Source organism: Arthrobacter sp. Alg241-R88 (genome assembly GCF_900537115.1).
GTDB lineage: Bacteria > Actinomycetota > Actinomycetes > Actinomycetales > Micrococcaceae > Arthrobacter.
Genome location: NZ_UNRG01000001.1, coordinates 281,374 through 299,220 on the forward strand (window position 1 = coordinate 281,374; position 17,847 = coordinate 299,220).

10 protein-coding genes are annotated in these 17,847 nt (G+C 64.6%); 3 read left to right on the plus strand and 7 right to left on the minus strand.

Annotation, left to right across the window (positions count from 1 at the left end; all coding sequences use genetic code 11):
* Window positions 1–56: 56 nt before the first annotated feature.
* The 4 genes from G6R19_RS01280 to G6R19_RS01295 form a co-directional block, all read right to left on the minus strand.
* Window positions 57–5,141, minus strand: a complete 5,085-nt coding sequence (locus G6R19_RS01280; RefSeq protein WP_240341719.1) for a peroxidase family protein — start codon at window positions 5,139–5,141, stop codon at window positions 57–59.
* 202 nt (window positions 5,142–5,343) lie between these two features.
* Entirely contained in the window at window positions 5,344–5,853 is a 510-nt protein-coding gene (locus tag G6R19_RS01285; protein ID WP_163161568.1) for a hypothetical protein, read from the minus strand.
* A gap of 77 nt (window positions 5,854–5,930) precedes the next feature.
* Window positions 5,931–6,629 carry a response regulator transcription factor gene (locus tag G6R19_RS01290; RefSeq protein WP_163161569.1) on the minus strand — a complete coding sequence of 233 codons (699 nt, stop codon included), beginning with the start codon at window positions 6,627–6,629 and terminating at the stop codon, window positions 5,931–5,933.
* Window positions 6,626–8,113: a HAMP domain-containing sensor histidine kinase gene (locus G6R19_RS01295; protein ID WP_240341720.1), complete on the minus strand. Its 1,488-nt coding sequence runs from the start codon at window positions 8,111–8,113 to the stop codon at window positions 6,626–6,628. The genes G6R19_RS01290 and G6R19_RS01295 overlap by 4 nt, the downstream gene beginning before the upstream one ends.
* A gap of 396 nt (window positions 8,114–8,509) precedes the next feature.
* On the opposite strand from G6R19_RS01295, the gene G6R19_RS01300 reads away from it, so the two are divergent.
* Both G6R19_RS01300 and G6R19_RS01305 read left to right on the plus strand, forming a co-directional pair.
* Window positions 8,510–9,856 carry a BTAD domain-containing putative transcriptional regulator gene (locus tag G6R19_RS01300; protein WP_240341721.1) on the plus strand — a complete coding sequence of 449 codons (1,347 nt, stop codon included), beginning with the start codon at window positions 8,510–8,512 and terminating at the stop codon, window positions 9,854–9,856.
* Between the two features lie 16 nt (window positions 9,857–9,872).
* Window positions 9,873–11,291 carry an ATP-binding protein gene (locus G6R19_RS01305; protein ID WP_240341722.1) on the plus strand — a complete coding sequence of 473 codons (1,419 nt, stop codon included), beginning with the start codon at window positions 9,873–9,875 and terminating at the stop codon, window positions 11,289–11,291.
* A gap of 610 nt (window positions 11,292–11,901) precedes the next feature.
* Here the strand turns inward: G6R19_RS01305 and G6R19_RS01310 are convergent.
* Window positions 11,902–14,184, minus strand: coding sequence for a chitobiase/beta-hexosaminidase C-terminal domain-containing protein (locus G6R19_RS01310; RefSeq protein ID WP_163161573.1), 2,283 nt, complete (start codon window positions 14,182–14,184; stop codon window positions 11,902–11,904).
* 255 nt (window positions 14,185–14,439) lie between these two features.
* Complete coding sequence (locus G6R19_RS01315) at window positions 14,440–15,174, minus strand: YcnI family protein (protein WP_163161575.1); 735 nt, start codon at window positions 15,172–15,174, stop codon at window positions 14,440–14,442.
* A gap of 430 nt (window positions 15,175–15,604) precedes the next feature.
* Here G6R19_RS01315 and G6R19_RS01320 point away from each other — a divergent pair, with 430 nt between their 5' ends.
* A complete protein-coding gene (locus G6R19_RS01320) occupies window positions 15,605–15,766 on the plus strand; it encodes a hypothetical protein (RefSeq protein WP_163161577.1) in 162 nt (53 codons plus the stop codon).
* A gap of 110 nt (window positions 15,767–15,876) precedes the next feature.
* Here G6R19_RS01320 and G6R19_RS01325 read toward each other — a convergent pair whose 3' ends face one another.
* Window positions 15,877–17,775 (minus strand): cytochrome c oxidase assembly protein, encoded by a 1,899-nt coding sequence (locus G6R19_RS01325; RefSeq protein WP_163161579.1) that lies wholly within the window; start codon window positions 17,773–17,775, stop codon window positions 15,877–15,879.
* Window positions 17,776–17,847 lie beyond the last annotated feature (72 nt).

Here is a 17,847-nt window from a genome sequence, read left to right on the forward strand (position 1 = left end):
TGGGGATAGGCCACCCTCGGCATGTGGCAGCACGCTGGCGGCGTACTTCCGGTCACTCAGGCGTTCGTGGAAGTCCTGGCCTCCTCGGACAGTACTTTCCTGGCGTTGGCCCGGAAACGGAACAGTTTGAACGCCAGCAGGGCGCAGGCAGCCAGGAGGCCCCCTGTGGTGATGGCAAGGGTCGCGCTGCCCGGATCCGTGACAAGGTACTGGGCCAGGGCCGCCAAGGTGACCGCCGTTGCGGTACCGATGGGGCCCCCGAAGGGTGCTGCTCCGGGTACCTGTGCCAGCGGTTGATCCGCCACGGGTCCTGCTTCCGATTGCTCCGCCAGGTCCTGGTTGAAAGCGCGGCGCTCGTCTTCTGTGGCACCGGGGACAACAGGTTCGCTCAGTTCGGAGAACTGGGGTTCGCTGCCGCCGTCGGCTGGGGCAACCTGGAATTGGTATGCGGCACCGTTCTCCAGGCCGCGAACTACCACTCTCGTGGCGCCGGGTTCTGAAGTCAGGATCTCTCCAAACTGGGCCCCAGTGGAATCAACGGTCCGGACAAAGAAGCCGCCGGTCACTGCGGCCGACACCGGCACTGGTGCGGGGTTGGCAGGTGCCGGGTTGGCAGGTGCCTGGTCCACGGGTGCCGGGTTCGCAGGTGCGGGGTTCACAGGTGCCTGGTCCACGGGTGCCGGGTTCGCAGGTGCGGGGTTGGCAGGTGCCTGGTCCACTGGTGCAGTGTCCGGAACAGGCTGGGTGCCCGGCGTCGGCGGGACAACCACGATGACCTCGCCATCGCCCGGGATGACTTCGTCAATCCCGTCATTGGCGCCGCCGTCGGCACCTTCGCCTTCACCGTCCTCGACCTCGTCAACCTCGTCGACGTCGTCTTCGACCTCGTCGACGTCATCCTCAACCTCGTCCTCACCGTCGTCCACGCCGTCGGTTCCATCGCCGAAGACGAGCTGTTCGATGTTGCGGAGGGTGTCGGTGCCATCATCGCCGTTGATGTGCTGCACGGTGGTGACAGCGCCCGGTGAGCCCATGGTGCCGTCTCCGCCGGTTGTGGTGATGGTGTAGTTGAATTCGAAGTCCGAGAAGACCGCGGTATCGGTTCCTTCCGAGGAGGCCAGGATTTCCCGGACGACGACAATGTTGCCGGGGTCGACGCTGCCTGCGAACACCGCCTGCTGGAGCGTCGGGCCGGTCAGTGTGCCGTCGGAATTGCGCTGGTACCGGGCGTTCATTCCCGTGGCGCTGCCGATCTCAGTGGCCGCGTTGTTCGGGTCTGTACGGACGCTCAGCCGGACGTTGAGGTACCGGTCGCCGTCGATGATGTCATCGCCGCCGCGGCCCTCGATGAGGTCGTTGCCGCCGCCGCCCAGCAGGATGTTGCCTTCGCCCCACACCTGGGGGCCGCTCAGCACGGGGCATTCCTTGGACGCCGAGGCATTGATGACATCGGCCAGGGGAGTCGGCAGTGATGTGATGAGCTGGCCGAGTCCGGTGATGCTGTCAACACCTGACTGGTCCAGGGCGTCGCAGCCGATGAAGCCTCCACCACCCATTTCCTTGGGAATGTTGTCGTCGCCGCGCAGCTTGTCGTCGAACGGACCACCGGAAAGCGCCTCGACTTCGTTGTACCTGTCGCGGACGCCCACCTGGAGGATGTCCAGCGGTTCGATCGGAAGTTCCAGGTCTGCGTCCTGCGGCTGGGGATCGTAGGCGCCGATTTCCCAGTCGTAGCCGGACGCGCCGGCCACCTTCTCCACGCCGGGTCCAGCGATGCCGACGTCGTCCCCGCCTTCCATGTCGTAGTCGTCGTCGCCGCCCTGGCCCACCAGGACATCGTTGCCGGGCTTCTGCGAGTCGTCCAGGAAGAACAGGTTGCTCGAGTCGCCGATCAGCAGGTCGGGGCCGTCGCCGCCTTCTGCCCAGTCGTTCCCGCCGCCGCCGAATACGGCGTCCAGCCCTTCACCGGCGATTACAAAGTCGTCGTCTTCGCCGGAGAAGGTCTCGTTCGAGTTCGCGCCTCCGTTGATGAAGTCCTTTCCGTCGCCGCCGAGGAGGAGGTCCAGGCCCGGGCCGCCGTCGATCGCGTCATTGTCCGGCCCGCCCTTCAGTATGTCGTCCCCGGCGGAGTCGGTGATGATGTCGTTGCCGTCGCCGCCCAGGACGGTGTCGGCGCCGTCGTTGCCTTCGATGACGTCCTTGCCCAGGCCGCCCCACATGGTGTCGTTGTCCACGCCGCCATGGATGCGGTCGGCGTTGACTGATCCGTTGTACACGGCCTGGCCGTTGATGCCGGCCGGGTCCACCGAGTTGGACGCCCGGTACTTGATGGTGCCGTCGGGCATCCGGATCAGCAGCGCGGATTCGTTGCACTCCGACGAGGGGTCGTCCGCGACGGCGTTGCCTGAGGATGCGAAGCCCTGCACCGTTCCATTGAGGTTCTTCAGCTCGAACTTGCAGTCAGCCGTGGCGAAAGCGTCGGCCTTCAGTGCCTGTGCATTGGTGTTGCGCATCATCATCTCCGCGAAGGAGTTTCCTTCGAGCTGCGCCATCAGGTTCATGCCGGGCGTGCGCGCCAGGTAGTACAGCCGGTCACCGTTCTGCAGATCCGTCATCTGGCTTTCGAAAACGTAGTTGAAGGTGCTGCCGAGGAGTCCGCCGAACAGGTTGGTCCGTTCAGCCAGGCCGCCCATCCACAGGTCAATGTCATCCAGTCCGGTGGTCGATGAGTTTCCGTCGTTGGCCCAGGCATCCGTGCTGTTCATAAAGGCCACGGCGTCCTCGGGAGCAACCTCGCCGGCCAGCGCGTCCGGGCTCACGATCAACCGGGCTGCTTTGCGCTTGGCCTCCAGCGTGGTGGCTTCCAGGATGGAGGGGTGCTTGCCGTAGGCGGCCACGAAGTTGACCAGGGACTTGGGGTGCTTGATGTTTTCGCCGAAGTCGATCCAGTTGGTGTACGGCTTCAGCTGGCCATCGTTGGTGGCGCCGTGGATTTCCCTGCGCAGGTTGTTCAGCGTGGGCAGGCCTTCGGACCGGGCGCGGGTCAGGTTGATCGCCGCGAGGTCCATGGGCAGTCCCAGTAGCTTGTTGCGGAGGGTATCGGTAACGAACTCGTCCAGTTCGCTGCCCACCTGGTCCGACATTCCCATGATGATGCTGCCCGCGGCTTCCTCCGAAGTCAGGGGGCCGGCGGGGCCGCCGTCTGTGTAGGCAGGCGGATTTAGGAAGCCCTCGAGGAGGGACACGTCGTTCTGGGAGCCCCTGACGTCGTCGGACGTTCCAAACATGTTGTCCGCGCCCGGGCTGTCCTCGTTGCGGCGGGAAATGGTTTCCGTGAGCATCGAATGGCCGAAGCGGTACACGGCGTGTGCGAATTCGGCGCTGACCGCCGGATTGATGTCCGTCTGGGCGAAAGCGAATGGTTCGAAGATGTTGAGGGCAGGCTGGATCTTCCGGGCGAACTCCTCAAACACCAGGTGCTGGTACTGCATCTCCGTAACGAACCGTGCCGCCTGGAAGAGCCGCTCGCCATTCCAGCCATCGGCGCCTTCGGCCAGCTTCCACTCGGCCAGGGCGGCAACGCCCCTTGCCGAGGTGTCGTTGCTGAGGACCCGCTTGATGTCCGCGGCCAGGCGGTCGTGTTCGGAGTGGAAGACCTGGTGGATGGCGGTCAATCCGATGTTCTCGTTGACCCTGCCGTCACCGGCGATGAAGTGCGCGTTGAGCATCTCGTCGTCGTAAGTGCCGGGGGCCTGGCTCATAAAGTCGGCGGAAGCGGTCTTGTCTGCGTCCGGGGCCGGGGCTGCCGGCGGTGTGGCTGGATTGTGGTCGGCGTCCTGCGGTGACGGGTCGGCGTTGTGTGCGATGTCTGTCAGGAAAGGAGTGCTGAAGTACAGCACGTCCTGGGGCACGAGTGTTCCCCGTCCCTCGTCCGCGGTGCGGTCGGCTTCTACCAGGCCGGACTTGGTGACAAACTGCGGAAGCCCGTTCTTCGGCCCGGGAATGAACTTGCCGTAGGCGTCGGCGGCCAGCATCGGGACATTCAGGACGTCCTTGTCCAGCAGCTGGATGCCCAGCAGTTCCTGTGCCTGCTTCTTGGTGTCAGCCCAGGTGGCCATGCCGCCCGCCGTGGGCGTACCCTCCGGTCCGCCCAGCATCTTGCCCGTAGACACCGGCCGCCCGGAGGAGTTGTCGGCGTACTCGCGCAGGAACACCTGGTGCGAGGAGTGCGATGAGTAGGTCTGGCTCTGGTCCACCCACGGCGAGTTGGTGTTCAGGGCATCCTGGACATCGTCCGCCGTTCCCAGCTTCCCGTCCTGCCCCGGCTGGTTCTGGCCCCGGGTCAGGACCATAAAGCGCATCCTCGGATTAAGGTCATCGGCGTTGCCGAAGACATGGTCCGGTCCTGCGATCAGCGGGTCATCAGCCTTGAGCGGCACATAGACCGTGCCGCCGCCCTTGACGGTCTGGTCGATGCCGTGGTCAAAGAACTGGCCGAAGAGGGTGAACAGGGAGTTGTAGGGCGGTGAAAGTCCGACGTCGGTAGTCACGTTGGGGATGAAGAGCGTGTTGTGCGAGGGGACGCAGCCGTCCGGCGCGGCTTTGACCGGGGGAGTCGCCTCAGGATCGGGGTCCGTGGTGCAGGGTACAACGCCCTCGTTGCCCTGCGTCCGGGCCGGGAAGCCGGCCGCGGCCACAGCTGCCGGGTTGGTGGACGTCTGATCGGCGATCAGGTTGCTGATGGTGCGCGGCCGCGAATCGAAGACGCTACCTGATTTCTGGGTGTAGCTCGTGGCCATGGGCGGTCCGCCGAAGGACCCGCTCTCAGCGGCACCGAAGGACTTGGACCCCAGCCTCGGGAACACCTGGTCCGATGCGCCGAAGGTCTCCTGCCCGGGCTGAAGGTTGTTGCAGCTTCCGTCAACCGTACGCAGCCCGTGGGACAGCAGGGGGCTGGCAAGCTGGTTCGGTCCGGTACCCACGAGGGCCCCGCAAGGGCCGGTTTCTGACGTGGTGTTGGCTACGTGCGCTTCGGCGATCTTGATCTGCTTCAGGATGAAGGACAAGTCGGCCGGCGTTACGGTGAAGCCGGCGCCTACAGGAGCCTGCACTGCGTTGGCGGCGATGGGCGGCAAGCCCATGGACGCGGCCAACGCCACTGCCCCCGATGCAGCCAGGAACCGGAGGCGTGGGCGAGTGCCGGTTTTTTGTGTTGATTTACGCGATGAGGCCTTCATCCTGCAATCTGCTCCCCATGTAGGGCCAACTCCCCAGTAGAGTCGGCGAAACAAGGCAATGCTGCAGGGGCGTCCTAGGGAAAACCTTGGTGCGGACCGTCAGGCGCTACCGCTCACCGCCTTTGTCGTCGCCTGGCTCGTCATCAGAATCGTTGTCGTCCCTGAGGCCGCCTTTGTCGTCGCCGGGCGGGTCGTCAGAAAGGCTGTCGTCCCTGAGCCCGCCTTTGTCGTCGCCGGGCGGGTCGTCAGAAACGTTGTCGTCCCTGAGCCCGCCTTTGTCGTCGCCGGGCGGGTCGTCGGAAACGTTGTCGTCCCTGAGCCCGCCTTTGTCGTCGAACTGGTCGTGGGTGGGGCCGTCAGATGGCACCGCTGCCAAAGTCTGCGGTTCTGCAGTGACGAGCTGCGTTTCCGGGGCTGACTGGTCGGGGATCGCGGTGATGCTGGCGGTGGGGGTTGACGTGGGAAGCACGTCCGCCGAATCCTCGGTCGCGACGCTGACGGGCGCCACCACGCCGGGAGAGACTTCTGGGGGCGGGCCGGCGTTGGCCTGGCCCCAGACCGTGAGGCTCGCAGCACCTACTACGGCTGCGATGGGAAGATACCAGTATTTCTTCATCGGATCACCTTTCTTGGTTGTGTTCCTACCCTCCCGGGCCGCGGTGAGAGGGGGATGAGACTTTTATGAGAGACCTCTCATGAACCGGATTGAGGCTGGGAAGGGGCCGCGGGGACGGCCACAAAGCGGTAACCGGCGCCCCGAACAGACAGGAACCTTCCGGGGCCAAGCTTGTTGCGCAGGTATCCCACGTAGACATCCACCACATTGGAGGACCCGTCAAAGTCGTAGCCCCACACCCGGCTCAGCAGCTGTTCGCGGCTGAGCAGCCTGCCCTCGTTCTCTAGGAACGCCCGGGCCATGGCGAATTCACGGGCGGACAACGGCACCGTGCGGCCGCCCACTTTGGCACTGCGAAGGTCAACATCCAGGGTTACGTCGCCGGAGGTTGGGTCCGGTGCCCCCTGGGCCCCCGGGATATCCCTTAGCCGCAGGCGGATCCGTGAGAGCAGCTCCTCGAACCGGAAGGGTTTGGTCATGTAGTCGTCCGCACCGCCGTCGAGCGCTGCGAGGGTGTCCTGAAGCGAATCCTTGGCCGTCAGGACAATCACCGGAACCGTGCACTTCATGGCCCGTAGGGCCTGCAGCACAGCTAGCCCGTCCATTCTGGGCATGCCAATGTCCAGAATGAGCAGGTCAAATTCCCCGGAGCTGCCGTAGTCCAGGGCCCGGATGCCGTCATCCACCGATGTGGTGGTGAAACCCGCCGCCGTGAGCCCCTTGGTGATGAAGCTGGCGATCCGTGGCTCGTCGTCGGCGATCAATATCCGCGTCATGCCGTTCCTCCCGGAAGTGAGAGCACAAAGCGGCTCCCTTCATTTACCCGCGAAATCACCCGAAGTGTTCCGCTGTGTGCTTCGGCAATGGCTTTGACGATCGGTAGCCCCAGGCCCGACCCTTCTTTGCCCCGTGATACCCCGGCCCTGGCAAAACGGTCGAAGATCCGTTCCTGGTCCGCGGGGCTGATTCCGCAGCCCGAGTCAGCCACCCAAATTTCGATATCGCCAGGGGACGGTTCCTGATGTCCGGTCGGTGCCGTACCCCCGGAAGTCCCGGTCCACGCTGCGCCAAGGGAGATAACGTCATGCCGCCGCGTGGCCTGCACTGCATTGGCTGCCAGCTGTTCCACCGCCTGGGTGAGACGGTTTCGGTCTGCACGAAATTGGCCGCCCGGCATGCTTTCGATCTGCCACCGTCGGTCCGCCAGGACCTTGATCCTCTCCATGGCGGCTTCAAGGAAGGAATCGGCGTCGATCCAGTCCAACCTGACGAAGTCCGGGCGCCCGCTTCGGGCCAGCAACAGGAGCTCATCCACAAGGGACTGCATCCGGTCCAGTTCCTCCAAGAGCAGCACCTGGGTTTCGCTGACATCCTTGGGGTCTCCTGCCTGCAGGAGCTGCAGATGGCCGCCGATGATCGTCAAGGGAGTCCGCAGTTCATGGCTGGCATCGTCCACAAACTGACGCTGGTCCGCGATACCTGTTTCCAGCCGGTCCAACATCCGGTTGAAATCCGTGGCCAGCTGCGAAACGTCGTCATCACCGGAGGGAATGAGGACGCGGGTGCTCAAGTCCTCGAACGTGATGGACTCAGTGGCCTGGCGCAATCGCCGGACAGGAACAAACAGACGGCCGGTCACCGCGAAACCCACGGCGCCCGCCAGCAGCAGCGTGGCCAGCGACGCCCCGGCGAAAGTGCCGAAGGACGCGATCATCTGCTCCCGCTGCCGCCCGATTTCATTTGCCGCCACCAGCAACCCGCCGGGGCTTCCATCGCCCAGCGATACCGAGGTGATGGCCAGACGCACCGTCCGCCCGTCCAGCGACATGTCATGGAAGACTGTGCTGTTCTCAAGATGTTCTGCCCGCACTGTTTCGAGCACCTGGGGAGTAGCGAGATTGCTGGGCTGCGCCGCCGCGGGCAGGAACGTCTTGCCGCCGTTGACGGTGGCCATCACCGATTCGTACCTGCCGGGCGCGTCACCCTGGAGGAACACGGTGAACAGCCCATCAAGTGAAGTAACTGGCCCTCCGCCCGGAACACCCTGTTCCACAATGTTTTGAAGCCGGGCGGACTGCAGCAGGAGCTCTTCGTTAACACGGCTGTTGAGGTTGCGTAAGTCGAGGGCGAGCGTGGTGACGCCGGTGACCAGCAGGCCGGCTGCCAGGAAAGCCAGGACCGTGGCCAGGACCCGAACACGGACAGTACGCAGTTCCGCCCGTACGCCGGACCAGGCCTGCCTATATGGCGTGGTGGGCACGCTAACGGAGACTTTGTGGGTCTCTGCGGTCCGCGGTGTCATCTGATGTCCCGTCACATTGGCTGCCGTACCAGGGTTTGTACTTGTTCTGTACAAAATTAGGTAGGCCTGCTTGGGGAAATCTTCGGCAGCCGAATAACCTCCTGTGCCGTGATACCTAGGGTTTTCCCAATTTTCGACGCCGCTTATCCATTCCGAGGTTCACCAGCGGAAACGTTTCCCGCGAGGCTACGTTGCCCGGCCTGACCATTCATGTCCTCCGCATGGTGTCTGCGTAAAGCCTGCAGGACCAAGTAGTGAGCGGCTACGAAAGTGAGTAATCACCACTGTTGTTCGTCTTTTCCCGTACCTCTTCAATAAGGACCACGCACCACCGAACAACCTGGGGGAATCCACGTGATTACTTTGGAACTGCCAAACAACACCGTCCAGACTGGCCTTGTTCCGGAAGTGCCGCCGCAGACGCCGGCGCTTTCGATTTCGGTTTTCGGCCCGTTGACGATCCGCCGGGGCGACATCGAGCTGAGCGCGAACGACCTTGGCGGACCGAAGCCCCGCCAGGTACTCGAAATTCTCCTGATGAATTTTGGCACGGCAGTGTCGAAGTCCCGGCTGATGGATCTGCTGTGGGGCGGCAACCACCCGGCCGTTGCTCTGCCCACCCTTGAAAGCTATGTCAGCGTCCTTCGGCGCAACCTGCAGCCCGGCACCGGGCGAACAGGCCCCCTGCGGACGGTCACCGGCGGCTATGCCATCGATCGGTCACTGGTGGAACTGGACCTGGACCGTTTCGAGACACTGACCAAAATGGCCAGCCAGGCCGAGCCGCGCAGGGCGCTCGCATTGCTGACCGAAGCACTGGACCTGGCTTCCGCTCCGCTGCTCGGAGACGAGTTGCTTCCGGCTTGGGCAGAAGAGGAGCGGGCCGCGCACGCAGCGCAGGTGGGTCTTGCCCGCGTCCTGGCCGCAGAAACCGCGCTCTCCCTTGGGGAGGTAAGTAAGGCCATTGCTTGGGGTGGCGCGGCGGTGAAGGAGGATCCCCTCAACGAACGGGCATGGACGGCGTTGATTCTGGGGCTTGAGCAAAATGGCGAGAGTACGGAAGCCTTGCGGGCCTACGACCGCTGCCGCAGGATCATTGACCAGGAACTGGGCTGCGCCCCGGGGCCGACGCTGAGGGAGGCGCAAACCAGGCTCTTGAGGAGCACCGCGGCAGCATGCCCGCCGGCGGAGCCCGTTGGCCCCATCCAGGTGGTCACGGAAAGCCGTCCCGTTGCGAGGGTGACCCCGCAGGAAACGGGACGCCTGCGAATCCTGATCGTTGATGACCACACCACCTTTTCCGATCTTTTGGCAGGGGCGCTGGACCGCGAGCCGGACCTGCAGAGTGTAGGAGCGGCGAAGTCCGTGGCCTCTGCGGTGACGATGTTCCGGGACCTTGGGCCCGACGTCGTCATTATGGATTTGTACCTTCCTGACGGTTCCGGGCTCAAGGCCGCCGAGTGCATCCTTTCGGAAGCGCCCGAAACCCGGATCGTTATGCTGACAGGTAACCCGTCGCAGGAAGCCCTGCGCGAGGCCGCCCGCATGGGTATCTGCGGTTTCCTGCCGAAGGACGGAGCCTTGGGGGTCATGCTGGACACCCTGAGGCACGCCCATTCCGGCAGCATGATTGTGAATCCTTCCCTCGTGGCAAAATGGGGCGGCACCGTCTCGCCGGCTGCTGGGTCCTCGGCAAATTGACCCGGCAGATCCCACAGTGAACAGAATTTTTGCGGGGAAGCCCGCCCACGCCGCCCCTTTTGACCAAGGCGTGGCAGAGCGGCGCGAGGTGAGGGCTGCTGTTGCCCGATTCCTCATTGCCGGTTTTGCCGCGCTCGTCCTGGTTGCCGTCCCCGTTTCCTTCTGGGTCCAGGCGGAAGCGGAACGGCACGCCTTGGCTAATGCCAGGGACATCACCCAGCGCCTGGCAGATAATGTGGTGGGGCCGCTGATAACTGACCAGCTCCTTGCCCGCGACCCGGCTGCGCTGGAACTGCTCGACCAGCGGCTTGCGCCGTGGCTGGCTGAGAGCGGCGTGACCAGGATTAAGGTGTGGGACGAGCACGGCCGCGTAGTCTATTCCGATATCGAATCGCTTATAGGGCAGGATTTCGAGCAGGAGGAATGGGCGCGCGAGCTCCTTGAAGGCGGCCCGGCGACTGCAACCTTTGAATCCCAGACTGAGGCAGAGAACGAGTTTGAGGCGGACATCGGCGAACTCGTGGAAGTCTATGCACGCTCCGCATCCGCAAGCGGAGCCCCGATGATCTTTGAGACCTACTCTTCTGGGGACGGTGTCCGCCGCGAACAGCAGGCAGTCCTGATGGGCATGGTCCCGCCCATGGCGCTGTCGTTGGCCGTACTCCAGCTGACGCAACTGGTTCCGGCGGTCCGCCTGGCCCGGAGGATGCAGTTTCACCAGGCGGCGCGCAACGCAATGCTGCGGTGTGCCATCGAGGCATCGGACCAGGAGCGCCGCCAAATCGCCGGCGAACTCCACGACGAGGTGATCCAGGATTTGTCCGGGCTGGCTTACGCCTTGGAGTCAGAGGAGCGCCGCGGCCCGCTGGAGCTGCAGCCCGTATTTGTAAATGCCCGGACCATGCTGCAGAACAATATCCGCACTCTCCGGGCCATGACCTCTGAACTTTATCCCCCCGACCTGGAAGAGCTGGGGCTCAAGGCTTCCCTCGTGAGGCTGGAGGCGCCCCTCGTGGAGCGGGGAATACATCTGACTGTCGAGATTCCGGACAAGCTCGTGTTGGACCGGGACCGGGCCGTCCTGCTCTACCGGGTGGCACGCGAAGCCTTGGTGAATGTGAGCAAGCATTCTGCAGCGCAGTCGGTTGGCATTCGGGTGTGGCAGGCCGGCCAGCGCACCCAGATCACAGTGTCTGACGACGGCGTGGGCTTCAACCCCGCGGAACCCCGCACGGAAGGCCATCTTGGCCTGCGGATCCTTGGCGACACCATTCAGCAGGCCGGGGGAACCTTTGAGGTCCGCTCGACGCCGGGGGCCGGAACTTCCGTTACCGCCACCTTCGGCATGGCTGTGCCTGCCGTCAGCTTCGCCGGCAGGCACGCTGCCGCAACCTCCCGGCAGAAGACTTCCGTACCAAGTGCCATGCAGGCGTAGTTCCCGTTGAGGTTGTAAAGAGTTTGGCGTGAATTAAGGGGCGAGGGCCTCCAGTACCGAATGGGCGATCACGCTCATCCCGGTCAAGGAGGCCCTCGTTTCGTGCGTTAACCCTTGATCAGCCGCAGTTGATGTGGCGCGGACCGGCCACACCATCTCGGCCGGCCATGGGTTTGCGGATGAGCCCTCAGCCTCCCAGCAGACATCATGAGGCCGTCAGCAATTGGTTGATAGCCGTTGTACATAGTCCAGGCGCCGGTAACCCGGTTCCATGAAACCATTCGGTGCGGCAGGCTACGGGCCTACCAGAAGCAGCGCCGGCGAGACTTTCAACACTCGTGGCGTTCCCCGCACAGGGGACAGTACGACCCGCGCGATCACCAACTGCTGAGGCTGCGGAGATTCGCCAGCACCGTCGCGGCAGCTTGCAGAAGCACGACGGCCGGGTTCTTGAGGTACGACGACGGCAGGTTACCTTCCTGGGAAGGTAACCTGCCGTCGTCGAACGTTCCCCTGGCCCAGCCAGTGACGCGACTGTCGCGGGACGCGCCAAGGCCCGGTGGCTTCCGGAACGTTACCGGGAGCCACCGGGCCAGGGTGGGGCTTTTGTCTACCTGTTGGTAACCGACAGCGGTCCGGCAGTGCCACCCACGGTGGACTCAATCCAGACAGAGCCTGGGTTGGTGGTGCCGGCAGCATTGTCGCGCAACCGCAGGCTCCAAGTGCCGCCGGTGGCCGGCGCGACTGCCGCCGCAACGTTCACCCGGCTCAGGATCCGGCCCTCAGGGCCGCCAACCCTGATGGTGATGGTGGCGCCAGGAACGCTGCCGCTTCCGCTGACCCTCATGTCGCCGGGCTTCCACGTGGCCGAGGCGATGGTGACCTTGTCCGGAACGGGTGTCACCTTGACCTCATCCGTCCGGACCGTCGTGCCGACGGTGACCGTCAGCTTGAAGGTGAGCGGGTTGTTGGTCATCGTGGAGTTGTAGACCGGCAGGCTGAAGGTTGGCTTCAACGTGTCGGATGCGGTCAATTTGACTGTGTCCGCCGATGTGACTCCAGTGAGGTTCTGCTCCCACTTGTAGGTGGCTCCTGCAGTGGTGGAACCGGTGCCGTCCAGGGTAACCGTGGTTGCCGTGGTGCGCCGGGCGACGTTCTGATCCGGTCCGGCAACCGCCACAACGGCACCTTGAACGGTGACAGGAGCGCTCTTGGCCGGGGCTCCGGCACCGTTGGTGTTGCTGGCCGTGACGGTGAACCAGTATTCGGTGTCGCCGTTCAGCCCGTCGTAGAGCAGCGTAGTAACGTCACCGGCCACCGTCTTGGGATCGCCGAAGGCTGCATCACCGGTGTAGGCCTGGACCGAGTATTCGGTGATGGTGAGTCCTTCAGCTCCGGCATCGGGTGCCGTCCAGGAAAGTTCCGCCGTTCCCAGCCCTGCCTTCGGCGCGCTGGCGATCACCGGAGCGGCCGGGACGGGATCGTTGGTGATCTTGAACTCGATGGTCTTTTTGTCGGAGGCATTGCCCGACGGATCGATGGCGGAATAGGTGAAGGCCGTGTTTGCGGTGACCTTGATTGGGCCTTCGTAAAGTACTGCGCCCTCAACGCTGGTGCCACCGGAAACCGGGTCGGTTCCGTCAAGGGTGTAGTAGATATCGCTGCCCTGTTCGCTGGCTGTCAGCGTCAGCTCCTGCGCAGTGGAGAAGGTTCCGCCGTTGGGCGAGGCGGTCACGGTTGGGGCTTCGGTGTCCGTTTTCGCGAAGGCGTGGGGAGCCGGGAAAGTCTCACCGACGCTGCTAACGGACACCACGTAGACGTCATACTCTTCGTCGGCAGACAGGCCCTTGATGGTGGTGCTGGCGGCCTTCGGGTCGCTGATGCGCACACCGGATTCCACCCGCTCGGTTCCGTTTGCCGTCGCGGCAACAGCGGTGACCCGGTAGCCGGTGATTGCCGGCGTTCCGGGGACAGCCACGGCGGGAGCCCAGTTCACTTTCAAGTCGCTGTTGACCTTGGCCGCTGAGATGTCGGTAGGCCCTGCAGGCCCGGAGCCCAGGGGCCCATTCGGGCAGCCGCCCATTCCCGGGCCGCCAAGCTCGCCATACTCGGCGATGGTCAGGCCCTGACGGTTGTCGTCCGCATCGCTCTCTTCCCAGGCCATGGAGCGCGCACCGCCAGCTGCGGCCGCTATTTCGGCGGCGGCCGTTTCATCGAATTCGTAGGTGGCGGTGAAGGTATTCGGGCCGTCCAGGCCAAATTCCAGCCTTGAAGTGTAACCGTCGTCCCCTCCCGGCGCTCCGGCGACCGCGCGGGCGTCGCGGCGCCCCACACTGGTCTCCTTCAGGGCGGGCTCCACAATGCGTTGTTCCATCTGGTCCTTGTTGACGCCCTCAGCGACATGACCCTTAACCACCACGGTGTTGCCGTTGAGGATGGAGGGAGCATTGACGTAGGTGTCCTGGACGGTGGTGGTTCCTGCCTCGGTGGTGCCGAATTTGATGGTCACTTTGTCGCCGGGCTTGATGTCGGGGGTGACCTTCACGTCAGTCCCGTCGCCCCAGCAGACTCCGCCCGGGTGGTTGATTTCAAAGGCCACGTCCCCGGCGGCAACGACGCTCTTCGCGGAGCCGACAATCCCGATTCCGGGGCGGTGGACCTCGACGGTGGCGGTCTGGCCGACCCTGTCCTGGTAGCCCTCAATGGTGACGAAGTCCCGGTCGGGGAAGACCACCACGTTGTTCGGGAATGCCGGGACGGCCGCATTGGCGGTGGGGATGGCGAGCAGGGAAGTGGCACAGAGTACGGCGGAGACCGACCCAATAATGCCGGCCCTACCAAAACTATGGACGCGGACTCCCCGCTCTCCTGGTCCGTGTAGTGCAGATTTCATAAGAACCTCACTGATCCTGGGTGCGCAAGGGGTTCACGCACAGTCACAACGTAGGAAGTCCACCTTGTGGAAACGCTGGCTGCAGTCCTGCTGAACAGGACGCAAACACCCGCCGAGGGACAGGACGGCTGGTTTTTCCCAAGAAACGGAAACGGCTCCTAGGGATTCCCTAGGAGCCGGCAGCCGGGCAGTCACAAGCCCCTGCCCGCCGCTATCCCACGCTTGGTGCGACGACGCCGGGCAGGGGCTTGGCAATCAGATTTTCCTGATTCGGCCCGAGCGGAAGAACGCGGCAATGCCTGCGGCGAGTCCCAACAGCCCGGCCGCCAAGGCCGCCCAGACCGGCCCGGGCATGGGCGCATCAGAGTTCACTGCCGCTACTGTCTCAGCGGCTTGCTTTACCGCAGCGGTGCCGACGTGGCCATGCTGTGCCGAAGCGGCGGCAGTGGTCACAAAGGATGGGGCGGGGTCCTCGGGTTCGCCCTGGCCCTCTACCACCGGATCATCCCAGTTCCGGACGGTGCCGTCGGAGTAGGACTGCGCCACCGGCAGCATCACGGTGGTCCCGGCCTCCGGAAGCCGCCCGACATACACGGAGAACATCTGGTAGTGATCGATGGTCAACTGACTCGATGCGTCGATGGCGGTCCAGGACACGGACAAGGGCGCCTCGGTGATGGTGGCACCGTTCACGGTTACCGGCTGGGGCAACGCTCCTTTAATGACCTCAGCGGTCCAACCCGGAACGGGCTTTACCCGGACCGATGTGAACGGAGTAGCCGTTGGCAGATCCACCTTGATTTTCGTGGTTGTGGCGGTCGCGGACTCGCTGGGAACCCTGAAAGTCACCTGTGTGGAGGCGCCTTCCGCGGGGGCGTCCGGTGTAACGGTCACGTGGGCGGTGGCCGCACCGAGGCCAAAAGTCATAAGAGTGGCCGTGGCTGCGCCAATGGCAGCTACTTTGGGGGAAATCATGGTCTTGGTTTTCATGGGAAAAGTCCTTTGCTGGTGCCGCCCCGGATCAAAAGATATGGCGGGCAGCGGCGTGCGGGATTGACGGCTGCAGCGTTCCCTTGACCCGCCTGTGCACTCAGATAGGCGAGGTGAAAGGAACGCACTGCACCGGCGGCCCCCGGATGCCGTCAGCACGGTGGTTTCGCAAGGGGGTAGGTACTGGCCCGGATCCGCATTCACCACGGGAGGGGCCGGACGCAAAAATGGTAACGGGCTGGAGGGCCTGCGTCAGGGGGCGAAACCAAGCGACGAGCCGCCAAAGTGCTGCTTCTGCCCTGCCTAATAGGGCCGCAGTTACAGCAGCGCCAAGAACGTGCGCCAGCGACATGGCTAGCCCCGGGTCTGCGGGAAGGAGGACTTCAGGTGTCCCGGTCAGGCAGGCGGCGGGGGCGCCATGGTGCCAGCCGTGCGGCGAATTGACGCAGGGGGTTTCCTGGGCGAGGAGGCTCAGAGCTTGGTGAAGCACCACCTGCCCGATTCCAACGACGGCGGCGATTCTCCCCAGGGACAAGCGGCGGCCCAGCACCATCAGGACGGCCAGCAGAACCAGCGCGATCAACGCCGTTGAGGTCTCCGCATCCGGAAGCGTACCTCCACCGAGGACATGAGAACCGGCCGCAAGCAACCAAACGGCTGCGGTAACCAGCAGAGGACGCAGGAGGCGCAGCACAGGTGCACCTATTTCGCAGGTACTCGGGCTGCGCTGGCTGCCTGCCCTACCTGCTGGTTCTGTGCACCCTGGCCGCCGCGTTTGCCGGCCATCCCGGCTGTGATGGCGAGCGATATGGCCGCGATGGACCACATGATGGTGCCGCCCAGTTCCGGGGCGGCAGCCGCTGCCAGGCCCCACGGTTGGCCCACCGAGGTGTACCAGGGCATTTCCATTGCCGGTGCCTGCTCCGTCAGTTTCCACCCGCCGAAAGCGTAGACGCCGGCCATTCCTGCCAGGACAAACAGCCGCTGGCGTGCTGCGTTGCCGGTGCCGTGGTCCGGCGCCGCGGTGAGCGCGGCGGTGGGCAGAGAGCCGGTGAGCAGGGCGAGCAGGGTCATGGTGCTGTAGCCGATCTGGCCCACGGCTGCCCACTCGAGCAGGGGGGTGTAGTAGATGACGAGCAGGGACGCGGCGAGGATAAAGATGGCCAACACCGGATCCCTGCGCAGCGCTGCCAGAACCGGTTCGACGGACCGTTCCAGGAATTCCTTGACCCCGGCGCTGCCGTCTGTTCTGGCCCTGATGGCCAGTTGGGCCATGGTCAGCGGCGCGGCCGGGACGAGCAGCAGAGGTACGACGGCGGTGAGCATCATCTGGGTCAGGACGTGGGCGTTGAAGAGGTAGCCCTGGTAGAGGTGCACGCCTCCGTTCGTGACAACGAACAGCACTGCCATGCCCGCAAGCCACGCCGCCGTTCGCTGCGCGGGCCAGGTCAGGCCGCCTGCCCGGAGCCGCCGCACCCCGGCCAGGTACGCGAAGACGGCGAAACCGCAGGCCAGGCTCCACAACGGGTCAGGAGCCCAGCCGGAAAGGTACTCCCAAAGGCCCGGCTTGGGCAGCCCGGCGGCGAAGTCCGCGGCAAACGTCTTCCCGGATCCGGCGGCCTTGGGTGGTTCTGTCCGGGCAAGCGCCGCGGCCATCCCGGAAGCGGCACCCATGACTGCGAGTTCGACGGCTGCGAGGGCGGCGAAGTGCCTGCCACCCCGCGCCGGGTGCTTATCAATCCGGCCCAGCAACCAGCGCCGGTGCAGCGCCCCGAACAGCCCGAGCACGATGAAGACTCCGGCCTTGGCCAGGACAATGACACCGTAGGGGCTTAGCAGGGCCTCGACCGTACTGATTCTGGTGAGGGCGCCCAGGAATCCTGAGACTGCGAGGGCGATGAAGCTGATCAACGCCAGCGTGGAGTACCGCCGTACCGTCACGCCCAGCTGGCCCGCCGGCAGCACCGGCCTCAGCACGACCAGGGCCAGCAGGCCGCCCAACCACACTGCGGCGGCGGCCGCGTGCACGAACAGGGTGATGGTGCTGTCCGCGTGGTCGGTGCCGCCGGCCGCGTGGGACTTCATGACCAGCGGCAACAGCCCTGCGAAAGCCGCGGCGGCGGTGACGGCAAGAAGGCGCGGTTTCCTAAGCCGGAAACACGCGCAAGCTACGGAGGCGGCTATCAACGTGCTCAGGGCACCTGCGCGGCCAGCATCGATCCTGGACAGGTACATCCAAAAGGCCTCATCAAGTCCGGCTGTAGGCGCCCTGTTGGCCAGGAGCAGGAAGCTTGCTGACGTGTGGACCGCGGCGGCGCCGGCCCAAACAACCGCCGACCATCCGGCAAGCCGAAGGGCGCGTTCATAGGCGGTCCCGCCGTGGGGGAGGGCGAAGGCTGCCAGGACCAGAGCACCGATGGTGCCGGCGCTGGCCAGGTTGAACACCAACTTCGCTGCAGGCAGCCCCCAGGTCACGGCCGGGCCTGCCCGGTCCAACAGGCCCGGGTCCGCGCCGCCGCCGTAGATGTAGGCCCAGACCAGCGACAGTATCCCGGCCGCCAGCAGTGCCAGCACTGCCACTACCCGTGTTCTCAGCGACATCGTGCCCCTTCCGCCGCTCTACTGGCCCTGATCCCGCTCGCACGGCAACGTGGCCTCTTAAGTCATGCCAGC